18 protein-coding genes are annotated in these 21,901 nt (G+C 64.9%); 4 read left to right on the plus strand and 14 right to left on the minus strand.

Annotated elements, in window-relative coordinates:
- Positions 1–29: 29 nt before the first annotated feature.
- Together nadA and KYK29_RS12510 are read right to left on the minus strand one after the other, a co-directional pair.
- Complete coding sequence (gene nadA / locus KYK29_RS12505; protein WP_254691222.1) at positions 30–1,109, minus strand: quinolinate synthase NadA; 1,080 nt, start codon at positions 1,107–1,109, stop codon at positions 30–32.
- 164 nt (positions 1,110–1,273) lie between these two features.
- Positions 1,274–2,491: an MFS transporter gene (locus tag KYK29_RS12510; RefSeq protein WP_254691223.1), complete on the minus strand. Its 1,218-nt coding sequence runs from the start codon at positions 2,489–2,491 to the stop codon at positions 1,274–1,276.
- Positions 2,492–2,697: 206 nt separating this feature from the next.
- Here KYK29_RS12510 and KYK29_RS12515 point away from each other — a divergent pair, with 206 nt between their 5' ends.
- Complete coding sequence (locus tag KYK29_RS12515) at positions 2,698–3,690, plus strand: magnesium transporter CorA family protein (protein ID WP_254691224.1); 993 nt, start codon at positions 2,698–2,700, stop codon at positions 3,688–3,690.
- Positions 3,691–3,693: 3 nt separating this feature from the next.
- Here KYK29_RS12515 and KYK29_RS12520 read toward each other — a convergent pair whose 3' ends face one another.
- The 3 genes from KYK29_RS12520 to recO form a co-directional block, all read right to left on the minus strand.
- Positions 3,694–4,539, minus strand: a complete 846-nt coding sequence (locus KYK29_RS12520) for an MOSC domain-containing protein (RefSeq protein ID WP_254691225.1) — start codon at positions 4,537–4,539, stop codon at positions 3,694–3,696.
- 84 nt (positions 4,540–4,623) lie between these two features.
- Positions 4,624–7,401 (minus strand): DUF2339 domain-containing protein, encoded by a 2,778-nt coding sequence (locus tag KYK29_RS12525; RefSeq protein ID WP_254691226.1) that lies wholly within the window; start codon positions 7,399–7,401, stop codon positions 4,624–4,626.
- A 99-nt stretch (positions 7,402–7,500) separates the two neighbouring features.
- Positions 7,501–8,250, minus strand: a complete 750-nt coding sequence (gene recO, locus KYK29_RS12530) for a DNA repair protein RecO (protein ID WP_254691227.1) — start codon at positions 8,248–8,250, stop codon at positions 7,501–7,503.
- A gap of 210 nt (positions 8,251–8,460) precedes the next feature.
- On the opposite strand from recO, the gene KYK29_RS12535 reads away from it, so the two are divergent.
- Positions 8,461–9,195 (plus strand): L,D-transpeptidase, encoded by a 735-nt coding sequence (locus KYK29_RS12535; protein WP_254691228.1) that lies wholly within the window; start codon positions 8,461–8,463, stop codon positions 9,193–9,195.
- 27 nt (positions 9,196–9,222) lie between these two features.
- On the opposite strand, the gene KYK29_RS12540 is transcribed toward KYK29_RS12535, so the two are convergent.
- Positions 9,223–11,535, minus strand: a complete 2,313-nt coding sequence (locus KYK29_RS12540; protein WP_254691229.1) for a Tex family protein — start codon at positions 11,533–11,535, stop codon at positions 9,223–9,225.
- A gap of 226 nt (positions 11,536–11,761) precedes the next feature.
- On the opposite strand from KYK29_RS12540, the gene KYK29_RS12545 reads away from it, so the two are divergent.
- Both KYK29_RS12545 and KYK29_RS12550 read left to right on the plus strand, forming a co-directional pair.
- A complete protein-coding gene (locus tag KYK29_RS12545) occupies positions 11,762–12,811 on the plus strand; it encodes a polyamine ABC transporter substrate-binding protein (protein ID WP_254691230.1) in 1,050 nt (349 codons plus the stop codon).
- On the plus strand, positions 12,798–15,161 hold the full coding sequence (locus tag KYK29_RS12550; protein ID WP_254691231.1) for a putative bifunctional diguanylate cyclase/phosphodiesterase: 2,364 nt from the start codon (positions 12,798–12,800) through the stop codon (positions 15,159–15,161). Before KYK29_RS12545 ends, KYK29_RS12550 begins: the two co-directional genes overlap by 14 nt.
- A gap of 15 nt (positions 15,162–15,176) precedes the next feature.
- Here the strand turns inward: KYK29_RS12550 and era are convergent, their stop codons facing one another.
- From era to rpoZ, 8 genes are all read right to left on the minus strand, one after another.
- Positions 15,177–16,121 (minus strand): GTPase Era, encoded by a 945-nt coding sequence (gene era, locus KYK29_RS12555; protein WP_254691232.1) that lies wholly within the window; start codon positions 16,119–16,121, stop codon positions 15,177–15,179.
- 4 nt (positions 16,122–16,125) lie between these two features.
- Complete coding sequence (gene rnc / locus KYK29_RS12560) at positions 16,126–16,845, minus strand: ribonuclease III (RefSeq protein WP_254691233.1); 720 nt, start codon at positions 16,843–16,845, stop codon at positions 16,126–16,128.
- Positions 16,842–17,612, minus strand: coding sequence for a signal peptidase I (gene lepB, locus KYK29_RS12565; protein ID WP_254691234.1), 771 nt, complete (start codon positions 17,610–17,612; stop codon positions 16,842–16,844). Before lepB ends, rnc begins: the two co-directional genes overlap by 4 nt.
- Before the next feature lie 72 nt (positions 17,613–17,684).
- The gene (gene acpS, locus KYK29_RS12570) at positions 17,685–18,083 is read right to left on the minus strand and encodes a holo-ACP synthase (protein WP_254691235.1); all 399 of its coding nucleotides are present in this window, start codon (positions 18,081–18,083) and stop codon (positions 17,685–17,687) included.
- The gene (locus KYK29_RS12575) at positions 18,080–18,649 is read right to left on the minus strand and encodes a DUF2062 domain-containing protein (RefSeq protein ID WP_254691236.1); all 570 of its coding nucleotides are present in this window, start codon (positions 18,647–18,649) and stop codon (positions 18,080–18,082) included. The genes acpS and KYK29_RS12575 overlap by 4 nt, the downstream gene beginning before the upstream one ends.
- A 182-nt stretch (positions 18,650–18,831) precedes the next feature.
- Positions 18,832–18,984: a DUF3563 family protein gene (locus tag KYK29_RS12580; RefSeq protein WP_254691237.1), complete on the minus strand. Its 153-nt coding sequence runs from the start codon at positions 18,982–18,984 to the stop codon at positions 18,832–18,834.
- 169 nt (positions 18,985–19,153) lie between these two features.
- Positions 19,154–21,376, minus strand: coding sequence for a RelA/SpoT family protein (locus KYK29_RS12585; protein WP_254691238.1), 2,223 nt, complete (start codon positions 21,374–21,376; stop codon positions 19,154–19,156).
- 105 nt (positions 21,377–21,481) lie between these two features.
- Positions 21,482–21,889, minus strand: coding sequence for a DNA-directed RNA polymerase subunit omega (rpoZ, locus tag KYK29_RS12590; RefSeq protein WP_254691239.1), 408 nt, complete (start codon positions 21,887–21,889; stop codon positions 21,482–21,484).
- Between the last annotated feature and the right edge of the window lie 12 nt (positions 21,890–21,901).

The raw sequence follows: 21,901 nt of genomic DNA on the forward strand, positions 1-21,901 counted from the left end.
TTACCAAATCGCCTGCGGAATATGCCGCATCACTGCTTCAGGTTCACCATCCGCTCGACGGCAAGCCGGGCGCGACCGGCGATGAGCGGGTCGACCGTGACTTCCTCCGTCATCGTCACAAGGCTGTCGAGAATCTTCGGCAGCGTGATGCGCTTCATATGCGGACAGAGGTTGCACGGCTTGACGAAGTCGACGCCGGGAAGTTCCGCCTGGATGTTGGACGCCATGGAGCATTCCGTGACGAGCAGGACGCGCTGCGGCCTGTTGTCCTTGACGTAGTTGATCATGCCGGCCGTGGAGCCGGAGAAATCGCAGACGGCGATGACATCCGGGTGGCATTCGGGATGGCCGATGATCTCGATACCGGGATGGGATTCCTTGTAGGCGAGCAATTCGTTTGCGGTGAAGCGCTCGTGCACCTCGCAATGGCCCTTCCACGTCAGGATCTTCTTGTTGGTCTGGCGGGCGACGTTCAGCGCCAGATATTCGTCCGGGATGCAGAGCACCGTGTCGCTTTCCAGGCTTTCGACGATCGCCAGAACGTTCGAGGACGTGCAGCAGATATCCGTCTCCGCCTTCACCTCGGCCGATGTGTTGACATAGGTCACCACCGGAACGCCGGGATAGCGCTCCTTGAGCAACCGCACATCCGCGCCGGTGATCGAATCGGACAGCGAGCAGCCGGCCTTCGCGTCCGGGATGAGCACGGTCTTTTCCGGGTTGAGCAGCTTGGAAGTCTCGGCCATGAAATGCACGCCGCACTGGACGATGATCTCGGCGTCGACCCTGGTGGCGTCACGGGCGAGTTGCAGCGAATCGCCGACGATATCGGCCACGCAATGGAAGATCTCCGGCGTCTGGTAGTTATGCGCCAGAATCACCGCGCCGCGCTCCTTCTTCAGCCGGTTGATGGCGTGGACATAAGGCGCGTAGACCGGCCATTCGAAAGCCGGGATGAACTGTTTCACGCGCTCGTAGAGATGCTCCGTCTCGCGCGCGACAGCCGGCGTGAAGGAAAGATCGGGCTTCTCGACGACGCCGAAACGTTCCGCCGCCGTGAGCGGATGGCCGCGTCCGGCCGTTGCGGGCGATTGGGTCAGGGTAGTCATGGAGCCCTCCATTTCACCGCATTTCAGGCGGCTGCGCCATTTTGCTCAAAATGAGCATAATAGCGGTAAAACAAAACCGGCTCTGCCGGTGGCTTCGATTTAAAAACTTTTGTGACGGTTTTCAAGCAGCCGCGTCCGAAAAGATCGCAAAGGGCGATCATTTTTTAGGCCGCCGCCGGCCGCAGGACGCCGCGCTCCTCGATCGGCCAGTGGACGACCGCCGCGACGACGCCGAGCACCACGCCGAGCCACCACACCGGATCGTAGGTGCCGAAACGGTCGTAGAGATAGCCGCCCATCCAGACGCCGAGGAAGGAGCCCACCTGATGCGACAGGAAGACGACGCCTCCCAGCAGGCCGAGATGGCGCGTGCCGAACATGATGGCGACGAGCGCATTGGTCGGCGGCACCGTGGACAACCAGAGCAGTCCCATGACGATGGCGAAAACGACGACGGAGGCCGGCGTCTGCGGCAGCAGCAGGAAGGCCGCCACCGCCACGGAGCGGGCCAGATAGATGAACGCCAGGAAATACGGCTTCGAATAGCGCTGGCCGATGAAACCGGCGGCAAGCGAGCCGATGACGTTGAAGAAGCCTATCAGCGCCAGCGCGATCACCGCATAGCGGGCGTCGATGCCGATATCGCCGATATAAGCGGGGAAATGCGCGGTGATGAAAGCCACCTGATAACCGCAGACGAAGAAGCCGGCGGTCAGCAGGAGGTAGCTTCGATGGCCGAGAGCCTCCCGCAGCGCCTCCGCCACGGTCTGCCGGTTCCCCACCTCGGCGGTAAGACCCGAGGCGGAATTGCCGCGCAGCGGAATGGCGAGCAGCGGCACGGTGAGCATCATCACGCCGAGCCAGACGAGACTGTCCGACCAGCCATAGGCGGAAATCAGGCCCTGCGACAGCGGCGCGAAGAGGAACATGCCCGCAGAGCCCGCGGCGGTGCAGATGCCGAAGGCCAGCGAACGCTGCTCCGGCGTGACATTGCGGGCGAAGGCCGAAAGCAGCGTGCCGAAGGAGCCCGCCCCCACGCCGAGGCCGACGAGCACGCCGCCGCCGACATGCAGCGTCATGGTCACCGTTCCGAAGGACATGAGAACCAGACCGGCGGCGTAGAGAAGACCGGCCATCAGCAGCACGCGCCAGGTGCCGTATTTGTCGGCGATGGCGCCGAAGAAGGGCTGGCCCAACCCCCAGCAGAGATTTTGCAGCGCCATGGCGAGGCCGAACGTCGTGCGGTCCCAGCCGGTTTCCTGCAACATCGGCAACTGGAAGAACCCCATGGCCGAGCGGGGGCCGAAGGTCAGCATGGCGATCAGCGAGCCTGCGGCAATGATCAGCCAGGGCATCGGCCGGACGGCCGGGGATGAGAGCATGGGGTTTCTCCAGAATGTCGGGCGCAAGCTATGTCCGGCCACCCATGAATGAAAGTCAATTAATTTGAGATACCGATCAATCCCGCTGATAAATCATCCACCCGCCGCCAGCCGCCCCCTGTCGCCGGATCGTCACACGATACATATGATGAACAGGTAGGACGATGCGCCCCGGCTTGCGGGACGACGGCCAGAAGGAGCGATACATGTTGCATGTCTACGCGCGCAAGGCGGAGCGTTTCTGCCGTGTCGAATTCACCAATGCGGCGATCGAGCAGACGATCACGCCGGCGCTCTGGTACGACCTGCTCGAACCCACGGCGGAAGAGGTGAAGGACCTGGAGGCGGCGCTGCGCCTTTCCCTGCCGACGCGCGAGGAAATGGAGGATATCGAACTGTCCGCCCGGCTCTATCAGGAGGACGGCGCGGAATTCATGACGATGACGGCGCTCGCCCATCTCGATACGGACGAACCCGCCAAGATGCCGGTGACCTTCATCCTGCGCGGCGGAACCCTCGTCACGGTGCGCTATGGCGACGCCAAGCCCTTTTCCGCCTTCACCCAGCGGGCGCTGCGCGGCAACGGCCACAACCTGGCGACCGGCGAGGACGTGATGCTCGGCCTGCTCGAATCGGTGATCGACCGGATGGCCGATGTGCTGGAACGGCTCGGCAACGAGATCGACGTCATTTCGCGAGAGGTTTTCCGCAGCAAATCCGTTTCCTCCAGCAAGAAGACGCGCGACCTGCAATCGCTGATCGAACAGCTCGGGCGCAAGGGCGATTTCCTGAGCGGCGTGCGCGAAAGTCTCGTCAGCATGTCGCGGCTGGCGGCCTTTCACGCGGCGCTGGACAATCCGCTGCACCGGCCGACGAAGGAACTCCGCCAGCTCGTCAAGCTGCTCCAGCGGGATGCCGCCTCGCTTGGCGACCACGCCGCCTTCCTTTCGGGCAAGATCAATTTCCTGCTGGACGCCACGCTCGGCCTCATCAACCTGGAGCAGAGCCAGATCATCAAGATCTTCACGGTCGCCTCGGTGGTGTTCCTGCCGCCGACGCTGGTGGCCTCGATCTACGGCATGAACTTCGCGCTGATGCCGGAGCTGCAATGGTCCGCCGGCTATCCCTTCGCCATCGGCATCATGTTCCTGTCGGCGCTGATGCCCTTCCTCTATTTCCGCCGGCGCGGCTGGGTCTGAGCGTCAGCCCCGCTGCTTCATCGGCCAGCGTTCAGAACGGCGTGCGGCGACGGTGACGCCGTCACCAAGGCGCAGTCGCCCCTCCCCGCGCGGCACCGCGTTCCAGCCGAACAGCACGCCGGGAACGCGGCGGTCGGCCGACATGCGCTTTTCCGCAAGACCCTGGATCGGATTGCCGCCGGTGCGTTCTCCCGTCTTCTGATCCTGCGTGGTGATGATGCAGCGGGCGCAGGGCTTGACGAGATCGAAAAGGACGCCGCCGATCTCCAGCGTCTGCCACCAGTCTTCCTCCCAGGGCATGTCGCAACCGATGAGGATATTGGTGCGGAAACGATCCATGCCGACCGGCTCCTGCCCCTTTTCGGCCAGCGTGCGGTTCAGATCGGCAAGCGATCCGGTGGTGGTGACGAGGACCGGGAAGGCGTCGTTGAAGGCGACGGGCACCGGCGCGCCGGCCCATTCGGCGCCTTCCAGGCGGCGGGCCTGCGCATCCATATGGACAAGCTTCACCGGTCGGGAAAACCAGTCCGAAAGCACATCGTTCACCGCCGCATCGGCGACCGCCGCGCTGACGGCGCTGTCCCAGACGGTGACCTCCATGCGATCGTCCGGATCGAAGCTTGCCAGCAGCACCCGCTCGTCCAGGGCAAGGCGGACGCCGCCGGCCATTTCCTCCGCTTCGACGCGCGCGAGCATCTGCAACTCCCGCTGCGAGATGAAACGGCCGCCCGGCTCGACCAGCATGAAGCGGCGGTCGCCGGCCAGCCCGTCGCGGCGCAGTTGCGCGCTCCCGACCGCGACCGCGCGGCCGCTTTTCAGCGGGTGGATGTTCAGCCCCTCGACCTTCATGCTGCGTCCTTTTCGTGATTTCGATTCAACGCCTTGCCGAACCGATTCAAGCGGCCGGCACAAAAGCATGTTTTCCTTCGGCTTTCAGCCGGTTTCTCCACCCGTTGGCCTCGCCGACAGGATCTTCTGGTAGAACAGGCCGATGCCGATGAGAACCGCGCCGAGGCCGATGAAGGAGAGCGCCCGCAGGAAGCCTTCGAGGTTCGACATGTCGATGAGGAAGACCTTCACCACGGCGATCAGCACGAGACCCGCCGAGGCCAGCCGGATGCTCTTCGAATCGAGCCGCGAGCCCAGCGCCAGCAGGGCCACCCCGAGCAGCAGCCACACCACGGAATAAGTATAGGTCTCCGGCTGGAGGAACCCCTTCCAGTCGGCGATGCTTTCGCCCTGCCAGTAGCGGCGCACGGAAAGCGTGATCCAGGCGAAGACGAGCGCGACACCGGCCAGCGCCAGCATGACGACATAGGGCTGCGGCCGGCGGCCGCGCGCATGGCGGGCAAGCCCGGCATAGGCCACGCCCGGCAGAAGATAGCCGATCAGCAGTAGGTCGAAGACGGGGATGCGGCCGAGCAGTTCGCCGCTGAAATAGGGATTGAGTGCGATGAAATGGGCGCTTGCGACCGACAGCACCGAGACCACGCCCACCGCCATGGAGCCATAGCGGAAGACGGGGCTCGGCGATTTCAGGTCGAGCGACATCATGATCGCCGAGGCGCCGATGACCAGCAATGTGTAGATCGACTGTTCACCGAGCGTCGGCACCGCGCTGTCGAGGACGCCGCCGTTCATCGCATGGCGCACGAGGATCGCCGCGGTCAGCAGTACGAAAAGGCTCGCCAGCGCCTGGAGCAGGTTGCGCACCCGCTCGTCCGGCCAGCGCCGCAGTTCGAACGCCGACAGCGCGAGAAGGGCTGCCGGAACGCCATAGCCGGCAAGAAGCTGGTTGAGGACCGGCATCCTCGAAAGGTTTTCCGCACCGACGATGGTGGGCTCGATGGCGATGCGGACGGCGACGACGACGCCCGCCCCGACCATCAGCCATGGCAGCACCGGCCAGCGGCGCAGCCGCGTCGCGAAGACGGCGAGCGCCCCGAGAACTGCAACGCCGAGCGTCGTTGCAAGGCCGTCGCTCAGCGCATGCAGCGCCAGCAGCAGGAAGGCGAACCCGCCGGCCGCGAAGGTCCATTGCGGCACGAAGGCCCCCGCCTCCGTCCTTTCCCGCCGCGACAGCATCTCCGCCGCCGCAAGGAACGCGAGACCCAGCGCGAGGGCGAGCAGGCCATGCCTGAAGTCCAGCGAGAAGTTGCCGAAAACGGCGAAGCTCCCGGACAGGACGCAAAATGGCGCAGCCGGGGCAAGCACGCTCCAGAGCGCGGAGAACTCCCGCGATCTGGCCGCCCGCAGCCGGACGGCGGCAATCCCCGCTAGCGCATAGGCGACGGCGAGGCCCAGAAGAAGATTGACGGGGGCCAGCGCCGAAAGCGGCACCGGCGTTCCGCCTTCTCCTCCCGGCGGGGCAAGGCTGAACGTGTCGAACAGCAGCCCGGCCGGCAGGGCGGTGACGATGCCCGCGCCGAGCACGACGGCGGCGGCGGAAAAGATCGCCGGATAGACCGCCCAGCCGCGCGATGCGCCGAGCACGGCAAGCGCCAGCGCCAGAACCGCGAAACCATAGTCGGCGTGCACCACGTCCGATACCGCCCCGGCAAAGGCGAGCGCGGTGAAAAACAGCGCCAGTGCGCCGGAAAGCGAAACGGCCATGGCGGGCGGCGAAAGCAGCCGTTCCCAGACATCGGCGACATGCGTTTTCCCGGCCGTCGACGCTTCGGCGAAGGCGGCCCCGCCCGGCCAGACGAGCCCGAGGCCGGCCGCAAGGACGAGCAGGGAGAAAGCGACCGGCGCGACCTCGACTGCGGCGGATTGCGTCAGATAGAGGATCGCCCAGCCGGCAAGCGCGAGATTGGCGAGAGCCGGCACCACCTGCCAGCGCCGCAGCCGGGCGGCGGTCAGCGTGGCGAGCCAGGCCACGGTCAGGAAACCGAACAGGATTGAGGGGCGCGACTGGCCCGTCGCCACCAGCGCCGGCGTGATCATCGACGCCAGGAGACCGAGGCCCGCCAGCGCCTGGCCATGCAACAGCGACAGGCCGATCGCGATGAAGGAGACCGCCGCCAGCAACAGGAACGCGCTTGCCGGACCGAAATAGCCATAGACGCCATAGGCGACGAAGGAGACGGCGAAGAGCGTCACCACGCCCGCCGCCGTCAGCACACCGGGGATCATGGCGTTGCGGAAGGCGTCGGCAACGAGCGGCTGGGCGCGACGGCGCACCACTTCCCCCGCGGCAATCAGCAAAGCCGCAAAGAGCGCGGCGAGCGTCAGGCGGACGGCGGGGCTGAGCAGACCGGCCTCGATCGAATATTTCACCATGAAGATGCCGCCGAGCGCCAGGGCGACGCCGCCGACCCAGACCGCCCAGCGCGCGCCGATGCGGCTTTCGAAACTTTCCCGCTGGACCGGCGGCGCGGCGACGGGCGCCTGCGCCGTTTCGCGCACCGCCGCATCCTGCGATGCCTCGCCGCCGAAGAGGGCCCGGCCGGCCGCCGCCTCGCTATCGACCTCCGCCGGCGGACCCCAGGGTCCGGTTGTTACCGCAGCGCCGGTCGGCTCCGCCTCTGCGGCCTGTGGCTCGGCGCTGGCCGCCGGCTCTTCCGCCAGCGCCGCGCCGCTCCCCTTCAGCATTTCGACCTCGCGCGCCAGCCGGCGGATTTCCGCCGCCATCTTCTCGGCGCTGCCGCGTTGGGCGTTGAGGGTAAAGAGCGCCACGCCGAGCGCAACGAGGGAAAGAATATCGAGCATTGCGACTCCGGCGCGATACGATCCGCAACGGCGGACCGACGACAGGGACAGGGCGGAAAGAGTATCCGTTTTTTGCCGAAGGCCAAACGCAGACGCGTCTCAGGCGGTCTTTTCCACCGGAGATGCAAGCGCCTTCAGCGCCGCCTGCACAAAACCCTCCCGGGAACTGGCCAGTTCCAGTCCGCGCGGTTCGCAGACATGGCGGTTCAGGAAAAAGGCGGTCAGCCGGAAGCCCTCCGCAAGCGCCGCCCTGTCGGCGGCGTGCCGGCTTTCTTCACCGAGGAACGCCGGCAGCGCCAGCATGCGGTCGGCCCAGGGCGCGCCGGCATCGCGCGAAACGGCGCGGCCGGATTTCGGCGAGACGTAGCAGAGATCCTCCTGCCCGCCCGTCGCGGCGCATCGCGACAGATCGAGCCCGAAACCGAGATCGTTCAAAACCGCAAGCTCGAAGCGGATGAGAAGCTCCCCCGCCTCGGCCGGTTCGTGCAGATGCTCCAGGATGACGGCAAGCGCCTCATAAAGATGCGGATGCGGATCGCGTTCGGGAAGGAAACGCAAGAGCGCCGCCATCGCCTGCACGCCGTAGACGGCGGTCGCCGTCTCCATCAGCCGGCTGGCGCGCAGTTCCACGGGCTCGATGCGGAATTCGCCCAGATGCTCGTCGAGGCGGGCCCGCCAGGTCACCTCCACGGAATTGCCCGGCTGGAGAACCGGCTGCATGGTGCGCGAGCGGCCGCCGCGCACCATGCCGAGATGGCGCCCGCGCCCACGCGTCATCACCTCGGCGATCACCGATGTCTCGCCGTGGCGCCGCACGCCCAGAACGATGGCCTCATCACTCCATTGCATTGCCCTGCCATACGCCCTTGCGACGGGAGCGGCAAGCGTGGGCGCGCGCAGCCTGCGGCAGAAGGTCGCGTGGCCCGGCGGGCACACCTGGGGCTTGCCACAATTTTGCTTTCTTCTCGCCAAGCACTTGCCGGCTTTGCGCTTGAATAACCATCCGAACGGTCGTACCGCCGTTTCCAAACAGTCTTCAAGAACCCAGGTGCCCGACTGATGTGTGTGTCCGCGACCCGCAGCCGCCTTGCGCTGCGCAGCCTTGCTCTTCTCTCCCTCGCCGCCATTCTGGCCGGATGCGTCACCACGCATCAGCCGCCCCGGAAGAAGGGGCCGGATCCCATGTATCTCACGATGTACGGGCCGCAGCCGGACGAACGCTTCCCGCTGCCGGCCATGGACATCCGCAAGGTCGATCCGAAATATTTCCGTCAGGTCGTGCCCTATCAGACGGCGGAGCCGCCGGGCACCATCGTCATCGATACGCAAAACCGTTTCCTTTATCTGGTGCAGGAAGGCGGCATGGCGATGCGCTACGGCATCGGCGTCGGCAAGGCCGGGCTGGAGTTCGAAGGCACGGCGCGCGTTGGCCGCAAGGCGGAATGGCCGCGCTGGACACCGACGCAGAACATGATCGCCCGCGAACCGGAACGCTACGGCCCCCTGGCCGGCGGCATGGAGCCGGGGCCGACCAACCCGCTTGGACCACGCGCGCTCTATCTCTTCCAGGACGGCAGGGACACGCTGTTCCGCATCCACGGCACCACCGAAGCCTGGACGATCGGCAAGGCGGTGTCGAGCGGCTGCATCCGCCTGTTCAATCAGGATATCATCGATCTTTACGGCCGCGTGCCGCCGGGAAGCCGGGTCGTGGTGCAGCAACACGAACGACCGATCGAGGACCCCGCGCCCGTGGCCGCCTACGACGGCATCATGCCGCGCGCCGCCATCTGAGGCGGCCGGACCGCAAGCAGCCGGAGCCTATTTCCGCTTCAGGGCCTCGGCGAGCGCCGCCCCCAGCGCGCCCTGTGATGCGGCGGGCTGCTTCGGAGACGGCTTTTGGCCGTGCTTCTGCCTTGCCGACGAATTGCGGTCGTTGCGGGAATCGGTGTCACGGGCGGCCGGCGCGCCACCGTCCTTGCGCATGGAAAGGCCGATGCGCTTGCGCGCGACATCGATCTCGGTGACCCGCACCTTCACCACATCGCCGGCCTTCACCACCTCGTGCGGATCCTTGACGAAGCGGTCGGCGAGTTGCGAGACGTGGACGAGCCCGTCCTGATGCACGCCGATATCGACGAAAGCGCCGAAGGCGGCGACATTCGTCACCGTGCCTTCCAGCAGCATGCCGGCTTTCAGGTCCTTGATGTCGTCGACACCGTCGGCAAAGGTCGCGGTCCTGAATTCGGGGCGCGGGTCGCGACCGGGTTTTTCGAGTTCCGCAAGAATATCCTTCACCGTCGGCAGGCCGAAGCGTTCGTCGACGAAGAGCGCGGCATCGAGCCGCTTCAGCGTCGCGCTGTCGCCCATCAGCGCGCGCACGTCCCGGCCGCAGGCCGCGACGATCTTCTTGGCGACGCCATAGGCTTCGGGATGGACCGAGGACGCGTCGAGCGGCTCCTTGCCGTTGGCGATGCGCAGGAAGCCCGCGCATTGCTCGAAGGTGCGCGCACCGAGACGGGAGACCTTCATCAGTTCCTTCCGGCTTTCGAAAGGACCATTGGCGTCGCGATGCGCCACGATCGCTTCGGCCGAGGACCTGCCAAGGCCGGAAACGCGGGCGAGCAGCGAGGCGGACGCCGTATTCAGGTCGACGCCGACGGCATTCACTGCGTCCTCCACCACCGCATCCAGCGAACGGCCGAGCCGGCCCTGATCGACATCGTGCTGATACTGGCCGACGCCGATCGACTTCGGCTCGATCTTGACGAGTTCGGCAAGCGGGTCCTGCAAGCGACGGGCGATGGAGACGGCCCCGCGCAGCGAGACATCGAGGCCGGGAAATTCCGCCGCCGCCGTTTCCGAGGCGGAATAGACGGATGCGCCGGCCTCCGAAACGATGACCTTGGTGGGTTTGGGCGCGGGCAGTTGCGCCAGCATGTCTGCAACGAGCCTCTCCGTCTCGCGGCTACCGGTGCCGTTGCCGATGGCGATCAGTTCCACCTTGTGCTTGCGGATGAGGCCGGCAAGGTCCGCCTGCGCGCCGCGCACGTCGTTTCTCGGCGGAAAGGGATAGACCGTCGTCGCATCGACCAGCTTGCCGGTATTGTCGACGACGGCGACCTTGACGCCGGTGCGGATCCCCGGATCGAGCCCCATCGTGGCGCGCGTTCCGGCGGGCGCGGCGAGCAGAAGGTCCTTCAGATTGCGGGCGAAGACGCCGATCGCCTCCTCTTCCGCCCGTTCACGCATCTCGCGCATCAGATCCAGCGAGAGCGACAGGGAAAGCTTGACCCGCCAGGTCCAGCCGATCACCTCCGCAAGCCATCCGTCACCGGGCTTGGTGCCGAGCGCATGGAAGGCGGCCATGATGCGCTCGACGGGCTTTACCGGCTCCGTATTGTCCTGGTCGACGACGATGTCGACCGACAGCACCTCCTCGTTCCAGCCGCGCAGCATGGCGAGCGCGCGATGGCCCGGCACCGTCGCCCAGCGTTCGGTGTGATCGAAATAGTCGGAGAATTTCGCGCCGGCGTCCTGCTTGCCCTCCACCACGCGGGCGCGCAGCACGGCATTGTCCTTCATGTAATCGCGCAGCCGCTTCAGCAGATCGGCATTCTCGGCGATCTGTTCGGCGACGATGTCGCGGGCGCCTTCCAGCGCCGCCTTGACGGTCGGCACATCGTCGGAGAGGAATTTTCCGGCAAGCTCCGCCGGCGCCACGGCCCGGTCGGCGAGGATCTGTTCGGCAAGCGGACCAAGGCCGCGTTCGCGGGCGATCTCCGCCCGGGTGCGACGCTTCGGCTTATAGGGCAGATAGATATCCTCCAGTTCCGCCTTGGTCGTAACGGCGGCGATCCTGGCGGCAAGCTCGTCCGTCAGCTTGCCCTGCCCGGCGATGGACTCGAGGATGGAGCCGCGCCGCGCCTCCAGCTCGCGCAGATAGCCGAGCCGTTCGGACAGCGTGCGAAGCTGCGTATCGTCAAGGCCGCCGGTCACTTCCTTGCGGTAGCGCGCGATGAAGGGAACCGTCGCCCCCTCGTCGATAAGCCCGACCGCGGCGGACACCTGGGCGGCGGTCGCCCTGATCTCTGCGGCGATCAGGTTCGCGATCTTCATCGATGTCGGGGCCATGGCGTATTCCTCTGCGGTTGGCGCGCGGGTGGCGACCATAGTGCGGCCGGTCGGGCGCGCCAACCGCCCAGCCGGGGCAAGTCCACAGGTATCGCATGTCCGGGACGCCGGCCGCTTCGCGCATCGCGGGCGCGGCGAAGACGCCGCCTGCCTGCCGGTTGTAACAATTCCTAAAGTGTTGGTCCCTATCGTTCCTCCAGGTCATGTCGGGGAGGACGGGGATCGGATGCGAAGCGCATTTCTTGCAGCAGTGTCGCTCGGCGCGCTCACCGTCAGCGCTCCCGCCCTTGCGAATCCCGTCAACCTGCTGATCTGGGAAGCCTATCTCGATCCGCAGATCCTCGTCGATTTCACGACGGAAACCGGTATCGAAGTGCGACAGACCTATTACGACAGCGGCGACGCCCGCGACAAGATTCTTTCCGATCCCTCCAGCAATGTCGACGTGGTGGTCAGCAGCGAGAACGGCGCGCGCCTTTACGGCAAGCGCGGCATTCTCGCACCGCTCGACACGCAGGAACTGGCGTCCGCCGCCGACTATCCGGAGGAATGGATCAGCCGCTGCGGCGGCTACGGCCTGCCCTATCTGTGGGGCACGATGGGCATTCTCTACCGCTCCGACATGGTTTCGCCCTCGCCCGGTTCCTGGGCGGACCTGATGCGCCCCGCCGAGGGGCTGCGCGGCCATATCGCCATGTATGACGATCATGCCGAAGCCTTCGTCGCGCCGCTGGTCATGCTCGGCAAATCCGTCAACGCCAATGACGACGAGTCGCTGCGCGAAGCCTATGCGCTGATGAAGGCGCAGTCGCCCTATGTGCTGACCTACAACTACGTCATCACCTCGATCCAGAGCCCCACCCACGGCCCGCACATCTATATGGCGCTCGGCTACAGCGGCGACCAGCACGTGCTCAACGAAAAGGCGGGAACACCCGGGATCTGGCGCTACGTCGTGCCGACCGAGGGAACGCTTTCGTGGCTCGACTGCATCTCCGTCAACGAACGCTCGAAAAACAAGCCGGATGCGCAGCGCCTCGTCGACTTCATCTCCAGCGCGAAGAACGCCGCGAAGAACGCCCTCCATCTCAGCATGCCGACGCCCAACAAGGCCGCGCTCGCCCTCATCCCGGAGCACATCCGCTCCGATCCCGAAATCTATGCCGCCCCGGAAATCCTGGCGAGAAGCCAGTTCCAGCAGGAACTGACCGTTCACTCGGTGCAGGCCCGACGGCGCATCCTCAGCAGCTTGGCCCAGTTCAGTGACGCTCGATAAACGCGCCCTCGCCCTCATCTTTCCGGTCATTCTGGCGGGCTACGTGCTTGCCGCCGCGCTGATCTATTTCGTGCAAAGCACCTCCGTCCTCGGTCTCGAACGGGCACGGCTATGGCAGCAGATGGGCCTGCTGAACGCCCTCTTCCAGAATGAAGTGACGCAGAACCGCAGCCTGATCAATTCGCTGGTCGAGGGCAACGCCGTGCGCCTCTTCGTCAACGAGCCCAACGCCAGCTATCGCAGCAACGCGCTCGGCGTGCGCCTGCAACAAAGCATCACCTCGCTCACCAACGACCGCAGGAAATTCGTTTCCGTCGCCATCATCCGACCGCCGGACACGGTCGACTACTATTACGAAAACAGCGACGATCCCTTCGCCCAGATCACCCCGCAACAGACGGAACATGCCCGCGCCATTATCGACAGTCCGCGCATTTCCCACTGGACCTATCTCGACATGCAGGGCATCGAGCCACTGATCGTCCATTCGGAGTTCATCGATCCCCTGACCTTCAACCGCCCGGTGGCGAGCGCCAAGAAGGATTCGATCCTGATCCAGACCGCCGTGCGGCCTGTCCCTTTTCTCCAGATGAAGGAAACGCTGGAGAAAGAATATGGCGCACCGCTGGAAATCTCCCTGCATCCGCTTGCAGCGGAGGGAACGCTTTCGGCGACCGCCACCCTCAGTCCGCGCCTGTTCATCCGGCTGACGCCGCAACCCGGCTACCTCGATCAGCGTCTCGGCACGCTGAAATCGCTGCTGGCGCTCGGCGCGCTGGCGCTCAGCCTGTGCACCATCGGCCTCGTGCTCTATCTGGTCCGCCGCTACATCACCGAACCGATCGCCCGCCTCGACCGCCGCCTGACCGACGTGATGGACGGCAATCTCGCGGTTCTGCCGGAAACCAGCGAGGCCGGGGAGATCGGCCGGCTGTCGGCCAACGTCAAGCGCCTGCACGACACCTCGCTGCATTCCTTCGACCTCGTACGCAACGCCTCCTGGACCGATACGCTGACGGGCATCAGCAACCGCGAACATTTCAACCTCCGCTCCATCCAGCTCCTGGAAGAAGCCGCAACGGCGCAGACCGGCTGCGCGCTGTTCTTCATCGACGTGGACAATTTCAAGTTCGTCAACGACAAGCACGGCCACAAGGTCGGCGACGAACTGCTCAAGACCATGGCCGTCCGCGTCTCCGCCATCGTCACGCCGATCATCCGGGCCAGGAACCTGCCGGAAGGACTTTTCGCCCGGCTTTCCGGCGACGAGTTCGCCATCATGCTGCACAACCGGCCCGGGGCCGGCGTGCTCGCCGAAATCTCCAACGCCATCCTCGATCTCTTCGCCGAGGGGTTCTCGGTGCTCGATAAATCCTACCCGGTGACCGCCAGCATCGGTATCGCCACCTATCCGGAGGATGCCGGCACGCTTCCCGAACTTCTCGCCAATGCGGACGCCGCCATGTATCAGGCGAAATCGCTCGGCAAGAACCGTTCGGCGCGCTATTCGCGTTCGCTGCATTCCCGGCGCACCCGCCAGCGCCGCATCGAGGAAGAACTGCGCGTGCTCGATCCCGACGAGGAGTTCGATCTCTTCTACATGCCCATCGTCGACGGCCATGGGAAAGTCACGGGATGCGAGGCGCTGCTGCGCTGGACGTCGCCCACGCTCGGCCAGGTGACGCCGGACGAATTCATCCCGATCGCGGAGACGACGGGCCTGTTCAGCAAGATCGACTGGTGGGTGATAGACCGCGCCATGGCCGAATGCGGCCATCTCAAGAAGCTCTTCGGACCGGACACCATCCTCTGCATCAATATCTCGTCGGCGGAACTCTATACGAAATCGATCAGCGACCATTTCTGCGCCTGCGTCGACCGGCACGGCGTCGATCCGCGCTCCATCGAGATCGAGCTGACGGAAACCTTCGCCGTCAAGCTCGGCGAGCAGCTCAGCCGCAATATCGAGGTGCTGCGGGCTCGCGGTTTCCGCATCTCGATCGACGATTTCGGCGCCGGCTATACCTCGGTGCAGCAGATCATCGAATATCCGGCCGACACCATCAAGCTCGACCGCTCTCTCGTCGACAGCCTGGCGATCGGCGCTTCCCTGCCGACCCTGAGGGCGCTGATCGCGCTTTGCCATGCCCAGGACATGTCGGTGGTCGCCGAAGGCGTCGACACGCCGGAGAAGATGACGCTGCTGGCGGCGGCGGGCTGCGATCTCTATCAGGGCTACCTGATCACCCAGCCGCTCGGCCTGGAGGACATCGGCGTCTGGGCGATGCAACGGCTGATGACGCAGGCCCGCGAAACGGCGGCGGCCGACGCCGGCCGGATGCGCGCCTGAAGACGGCAGCCGTCTTCACGAGGTGGGGAAATCGAGCCCCATCTCACGGAAACGCGCGGGATCGTCGCCCCAGTTTTCCCGTACCTTCACGAACAGGAACAGATGGACGGGCTGCTCCAGGATTTCCGAAAGCTCCTTGCGCGAGGCCATGGAGATCGCCTTGATCGCCTCGCCGTTGCGGCCGAGCGCGATCTTCTTCTGGCTGTCGCGCTCGACGTAGATCACCTGTTCGATACGCACCGAACCGTCCTTGCGCTCCTCCCAGCTCTCCGTCTCGACATGAGAGGAATAGGGCAATTCCTGATGCAGGCGGAGGAACAGCTTCTCGCGCGTGATCTCGGCGGCAAGCTGGCGCATCGGCAGGTCGGAGATCTGGTCTTCGGGATAGTACCAGGGGCCTTCCGGCAAGGCTTCCGCCAGATAGTCCATCACGTCGTCGCAGCCCGAGCCGTTGAGCGCCGAGACCATGAAGGTGCGCTCGAAGGAAATGGCGTCATTGGCGGCGGCGGCAAGCTTCAGCAGGTCCTCGGGCTTCACCCGGTCGACCTTGTTGAGCACCAGCACCTTGCGCTGCGGCACCTCCTTCAGACCCTCCAGGATCGTCTCGGCATCGCCCTTCAGGCCGCGCTCGGCGTCGATCAGGAACAGGATGAAATCCGCATCCTTCGCCCCGCCCCAGGCCGTGGTGACCATGGCGCGGTCGAGCCTGCGGCGCGGCTTGAAAATGCCGGGGGTATCCATGAAGACGATCTGCGCATTGTTGTGGATCGCGATGCCGCGCACGATGGCCCGCGTCGTCTGCACCTTGTGACTGACGATCGTCACCTTCGCGCCGACGAGGCGGTTCACCAGCGTCGATTTGCCGGCATTCGTGGCGCCGATCAGCGCGACGAAACCCGAGTGCGTCGCGCCGGCTTCTCCGGAAGCGCCTTCGGCGGCCATGTCGTTGTTCTCTGTCATATCGTCAATCCGCCGTATCGGCCTTGCGCCAAACGCCTTCGCGTTCGAGCACCCTGGTTGCGGCCGCCTGTTCGGCGGCCCTTTTCGAGCGGTCACGACCCGTTTCCGGGGCAGCGCCCGCAATCTCGACCGTGACGGTGAAGAGCGGGTCGTGATCCGGGCCGGAGCGCTCCGCCACCCGGTAGACGGGGGTCGTGGCGAAACGGGCGTGGGCCCACTCCTGCAACTCCGTCTTGGCGTCACGCCGCGCGCCCTCGGCGCGCGCCGCCCTGCCCTCCCAGTTGCGCAGGATGAAAGCGCGGGCGGCCTCCAGCCCACCATCGAGATAGATGGCGGCGATCAGCGCCTCCACCACATCGGCACGCACGTTGAGCATCGCCTTGCCGGTCAGTTTCTTCACGTCCGCGCCCGTGCGGATGAAACGATGCAGGCCCAGGGCATCGGCCACCATCGCACAGCTTTCGGCGCTGACGAGCTGGTTGAGGCGCACCGACAATTCCCCTTCCTTCGCGTCGCGGAAGGTGAGGAAAAGCAGTTCGGCGACACAGAGCCCGAGCACCCGGTCGCCGAGGAATTCCAGCCGCTCGTAGTTCACGTCCTTGCCGGGACGGGCGCTCGAGTGGGTGACGGCACGATCGAGGCGCTCCTGCTCCTTGAAGACATAGCCGATCTCGGCTTCGAGCAGCGTGCGGTTCGCCTCGTTCAGCGGTTTGGCGCCTTTCATTCAACCACCTTGAACAGGCGGTCCCAGCGAAGGTTCGTCGGCCATTTCCAGATTTCGCGGAAGGCGGTGTCGTTGCCGAGCGAGAAGAAAATCAGGCTGGCGCGGCCGATGAGATTTTCAGCCGGAACGAAGCCGACGTCGAAACGGCTGTCGGCAGAATTGTCCCGGTTGTCGCCCATCATGAAATAGTGGCCCTCGGGCACGAGGAATTCGCGGGTGTTGTCGCCAATGGTGCCGGGGCGGGTGTCGAGCGTGTCATAGGAAACGCCGGTATCCAGCGTCTCGCGGAAGATCGGGATCGGCTCGCCGGTATCATACTGGTCGTCGGCGCGGAAGAGACCGTCGGCCTCGCGCTTCACCACTTCACCGTTGATGTAGAGTTCCCCGTCGCGCATCTGCACGCGGTCGCCGGGCAGCCCGACGACGCGCTTGATGTAGTCGATATCCGGATTGGGCGGGAAGCGGAAAACCGCGATATCGCCGCGGTCGGGCTCGCTTGCGAAGATACGGCCGGAAAACAGGTTCGGCGAGAACGGCAGCGAATAGCGGGAATAGCCGTAGGAGAACTTGTTGACGAACAGGTAGTCGCCCACCAGAAGCGTCGGCATCATCGAACCGGAGGGAATGGTGAAGGGCTGGAACAGGATCGTTCGGATCACCACGGCGAGCAGAAGCGCCTGGACGATGACTTTCACGTTTTCCCAAAGGCCGCCCCCGGCCTTGTCACTCTTCTCTGCCACGCGGGATTTTTCCTTATCTGCGAACATGCGGCCCTCTATAGATCAAAGGACGTCCATTGGAAATCGAAAGCATGAAAAAGACGGTTTCCGGCCGGAACCTCAGGCCGCGACCGCCTCGATGATGACGAAAGCCTGCGCCAGCGGATGATCGTCGGTGATCGTGATATGGATGCGCGGCTCATGGCCTGCGGGGACAAGCGCGTTCAGCCGCTCCAGAGCGCCGCCGGTCAGGCGCATCGTCGGCTTGCCGCCGGGAAGATTGACGACGCCCATGTCCTTCCAGAAAACGCCCTGCGCCAGCCCCGTTCCAAGCGCCTTGGAACAGGCCTCCTTGGCCGCGAAGCGCTTGGCGTAGGAGGCGGCGCGATTGCGCCGGCCATCGGACTTCGCCCGCTCGATCTCGGTGAAGCAGCGCTCGGTGAAGCGCGTGCCGAAGCGTTCGAGCGATTTCTCCACCCGGCGGATGTCGATGAGGTCGCTGCCAATTCCGATGATCATGGGTTGTCGTCTCCGTGCGGTGGAAGGGGGGCGGCCCCGGTTGTCGAATGGGCCGGCGGCAGGGCGGCGCGCGCCAGAATGCGCGCCCGGCGGCGCGTGGCGAAGGCGCTCACCGCGATGCGCGTGCCGCCGTAGGCGACGGACGCAGCCCCGAAACCGAGGGTGAGCGATCCGGCGAACATCGGCTTCAGGAGCGGCGCCCACAATTCCGAAAGGCGTAGATGCTCGAAGCGGTCGAGCAATTCGGCCGTCGAGAGCGTGCGGGCGCTTTCACCGCCGAGCAATCCCTCCCCCACCCGCAAGGTGGCGAGCATGATGATCGGGATCGTCACGGGATTGGCGATGGCCGTCGCCAGAACCGCGGCGATCAGATTGCCGGACAAGAGCCAGGCGAGCGCCAGCGCCAGAAGGGCGTGGAAACCGAAAAGCGGGGTAAAGGCGGAGAAGGTGCCGGCCGCGACACCGGCGGCGACGGAATGGGGACTGGCCGACAGGCGCAGGATGCGCTTGGCCAGATAGCGCAGCGGACGCGTCAATCCCTTGCGCGGCCAAAGGAATTCGCGCACACGCTCTTGCCATCGGGGCTGTTTTTTCCGTCTGAACAACATGGTCCAGACATAGCCGATCCGCACATGTCAATTCAATGCCCGCAACCGGGGCCTGAACCGGGACCGGAACTGGCGGCCGGAAGAGGCGCCGCGCAAGCGAACCGTGGCACAGGCAGGCTGCGCCACCCGCTCGCGGCTACTCAGTAGGGCATGCGGAACAGGCCACGGTCGATCTGACGCTGGCGATATTCCAGGTCGACCCGGTCGACGGCGCCGTTCAGATAGGCCATTTCGCGTTCTGCCGTGGTCGGGATACGAAGAGCGCGCGTGAAATTCCTGATTTGCTTCAACATTGTCAAACCTTTCCTGTTTGACCTCCCGATGCTGAAGATAGGCGTGACGGCGCTCCGAAACCAGCGCCACTATACAAGACCAGCCATGCGTCCTGCGCATATCGACTGGTCAAAAATTAGGCAGACTTGCCTCAATTGCCGCAAGCCTGCCCGATTTCGCATGGAATGCCTACTCGAAGACGCGCTCCACCGTCGAAACGCATTGCAATTCCTTGAGATGGCCGAGCAACTGGTTCAGTTGCCGCAGGTCCCAGACTTCCAGATGAATCTCGACTTCGGTGAAATCGGCGGCGACCCGGGTCATCGACATCGAGCGAATGTTGATATCGCTGGTGGCGATCGTCTGCGTCACTTCGGCAAGCGTGCCCGGCTCGTTCAGCGCATTGATGATGATGCAGGCCATGAAGCGCGTGTTGTTGGCCTCGTCGAGATCCCAGCGCACGTCGATCCAGCGCTCCGGCTCGTCGTCGAATCGCTGGAGCGCCGGCGACTGGATCGGATAGATGGTGATGCCCTTGCCCTTCTCCATGATGCCGACGATCCGGTCGCCCGGAACCGCGCCGCCCGCCGAAAAGTGCACCTCGGCATTGCCGGACAGGCCACGGATCGGCAGCGCCTCCGGCCCCGCGCCGGACTGCTCCTGATCTTCGAGGGCCGCCTTGGTGCGGCCCGGCAGCTTGAAGACCATCCCGGCGGCGCTGCGCATGTTGAACCAGCCGTCGTCGGGGCTCGGCTTCACGGTCACCCGCTCGTCCTGGTAATCGGGGAAGGCCGCGCGCAGCACATCGAGCGAGGAGAGTTCGCCGCGCCCGACGGCGGCGATCGCGTCTTCCACGTCCTTCTGTCCCAGCCGGTGCAGGACGGGCTTCAGCCCTTCGCGCGAGAAGCTCTTGCCGGCCCGATCGAAGGTGCGCTCCAGAATGCGGTAGCCGAGACCGGAATACTGCTTGCGCACGGCGGCGCGGGTGGCGCGCCGGATGGCGGCGCGCGCCTTGCCGGTGACGACGATCTCCTCCCAGGCGGGCGGCGGCACCTGAATGCCGGAGCGGATGATCTCCACCTCGTCGCCGTTGTTGAGGCGGGTGACGAGCGGCATGATGCGGCCGTTGATCTTCGCGCCGACGCAGGTGTCGCCGACGTTGGTATGCACCGCATAGGCGAAATCGATGGGCGTGGCGCCGCGCGGCAGGTTGATCAACTGTCCCTTCGGCGTGAAGCAGAACACCTGGTCCTGGAAGAGTTCGAGCTTGGTATGCTCCAGGAATTCCTCCGGGTTGTCGCCTTCCGCCAGCGATTCGATGGTCCGGCGCAGCAACGCATAGGCGTTGGAATGGGGAGAATCGCTCTCGCCGTTTTCACCGTCCTTGTAGAGCGAATGGGCGGCGATGCCGTATTCGGCGATCTCATGCATGCGCTGCGTGCGGATCTGCAACTCGATGCGCTGGCGCGACGGGCCGACGATGGTGGTGTGAATCGACTGGTAGTCGTTCTGCTTCGGCGTGGAGATATAATCCTTGAAGCGGCCGGGCACGACGCGCCAGCGCGTATGGACGATGCCGAGCGCGCGGTAACAGGCGGGAATATCGCCGACGATGATGCGAAAGGCGTAGACGTCGGAAAGCTGCTCGAAGGAGAGCGACTTCGACTGCATCTTGCGGAATACCGAATAGGGCGTCTTCTGCCGGCCGGTGACCTGCGCCTCGGCAAGCCCGTTGGCGGCCAGCAGCTCGTCGAGTTCCTGCTCGATCTTGCGGATCAGGCCCTCGTTGCGCTCCGACAATTCCTTCAGCTTGCGGGTGACGGTCTCATAGGCCTCGGGGTTGATGTGGCGGAAGGAAAGGTTCTCCAGTTCCTCGCGCAGGTCCTGCATGCCCATGCGGCCGGCAAGCGGCGCATAGATGTCCATCGTCTCTTCGGAAATACGGGCGCGCTTTTCCGGCGACATATGGTCGAGCGTGCGCATGTTGTGCAACCGGTCGGCCAGCTTGACCAGCAGAACGCGCACATCGTCGGAAATGGCCAGAAGCAGCTTGCGCAGGTTTTCAGCCTGCTTGGCCTTCTTGGAGACGAGGTCGAGCTTCTTGATCTTGGTCAGCCCCTCGACCAGCGCGCCGATATCCTCGCCGAACAGTTCGTCGATCTCCGCGCGCGTGGCGCTCGTGTCCTCGATCGTATCGTGCAGCAGCGCGACCGCGATGGTCGACTCGTCGAGGCGCATTTCGGTGAGGATGGCGGCGACTTCGAGGGGATGGGAGATATAGGGGTCGCCGCTTGCCCGCTTCTGCTGGCCATGCTTTTGCATCGCATAGACATAGGCCTTGTTCAGCAAGGCCTCATTGGCATCGGGCTTGTATTTCTGAACCCGTTCGACGAGTTCATATTGACGCATCATCCTCGGTCGGCTCCTGTCCCGGCAGGCGGGCAAACAAAAAAATGCGCCCCTCGTTCAGGGGCGCACCAACATTCGCAATATCAAGGACTTCGGTAAAGACCGAAATCAGAAATCGTCGCTTTTTTCCGGCGGCACCAGACCTTCGATACCGGCCAGAAGCTCTTCTTCCGACATGCGGTCGAAAGCGATCGCCTCCGGCTGGTCGTCGCCATCCTCGGCGGCGGCGAAACCGGCATCCGGTTCGTCGCCCGCAAGGCTTGCCGGATCGGGTTCCGGCTCGTCCACTTCCACATGCTTTTGCAGCGAATGGATCAGGTCTTCCTTGAGGTCGCCTGGCGAAAGGGTCTCGTCGGCGATCTCGCGCAGCGCGACCACCGGGTTCTTATCGTTATCGCGGTCGATGGTGATGGCCGCGCCCTGCGAGATGAGGCGGGCGCGATGGCTGGCAAGGAGAACCAGCTCGAAGCGGTTGTCCACCTTGTCAATGCAATCTTCAACGGTGACACGGGCCATTGCCTGTCCTTT

The organism is Shinella daejeonensis, assembly GCF_024281235.1.
Lineage (GTDB): Bacteria > Pseudomonadota > Alphaproteobacteria > Rhizobiales > Rhizobiaceae > Shinella > Shinella daejeonensis.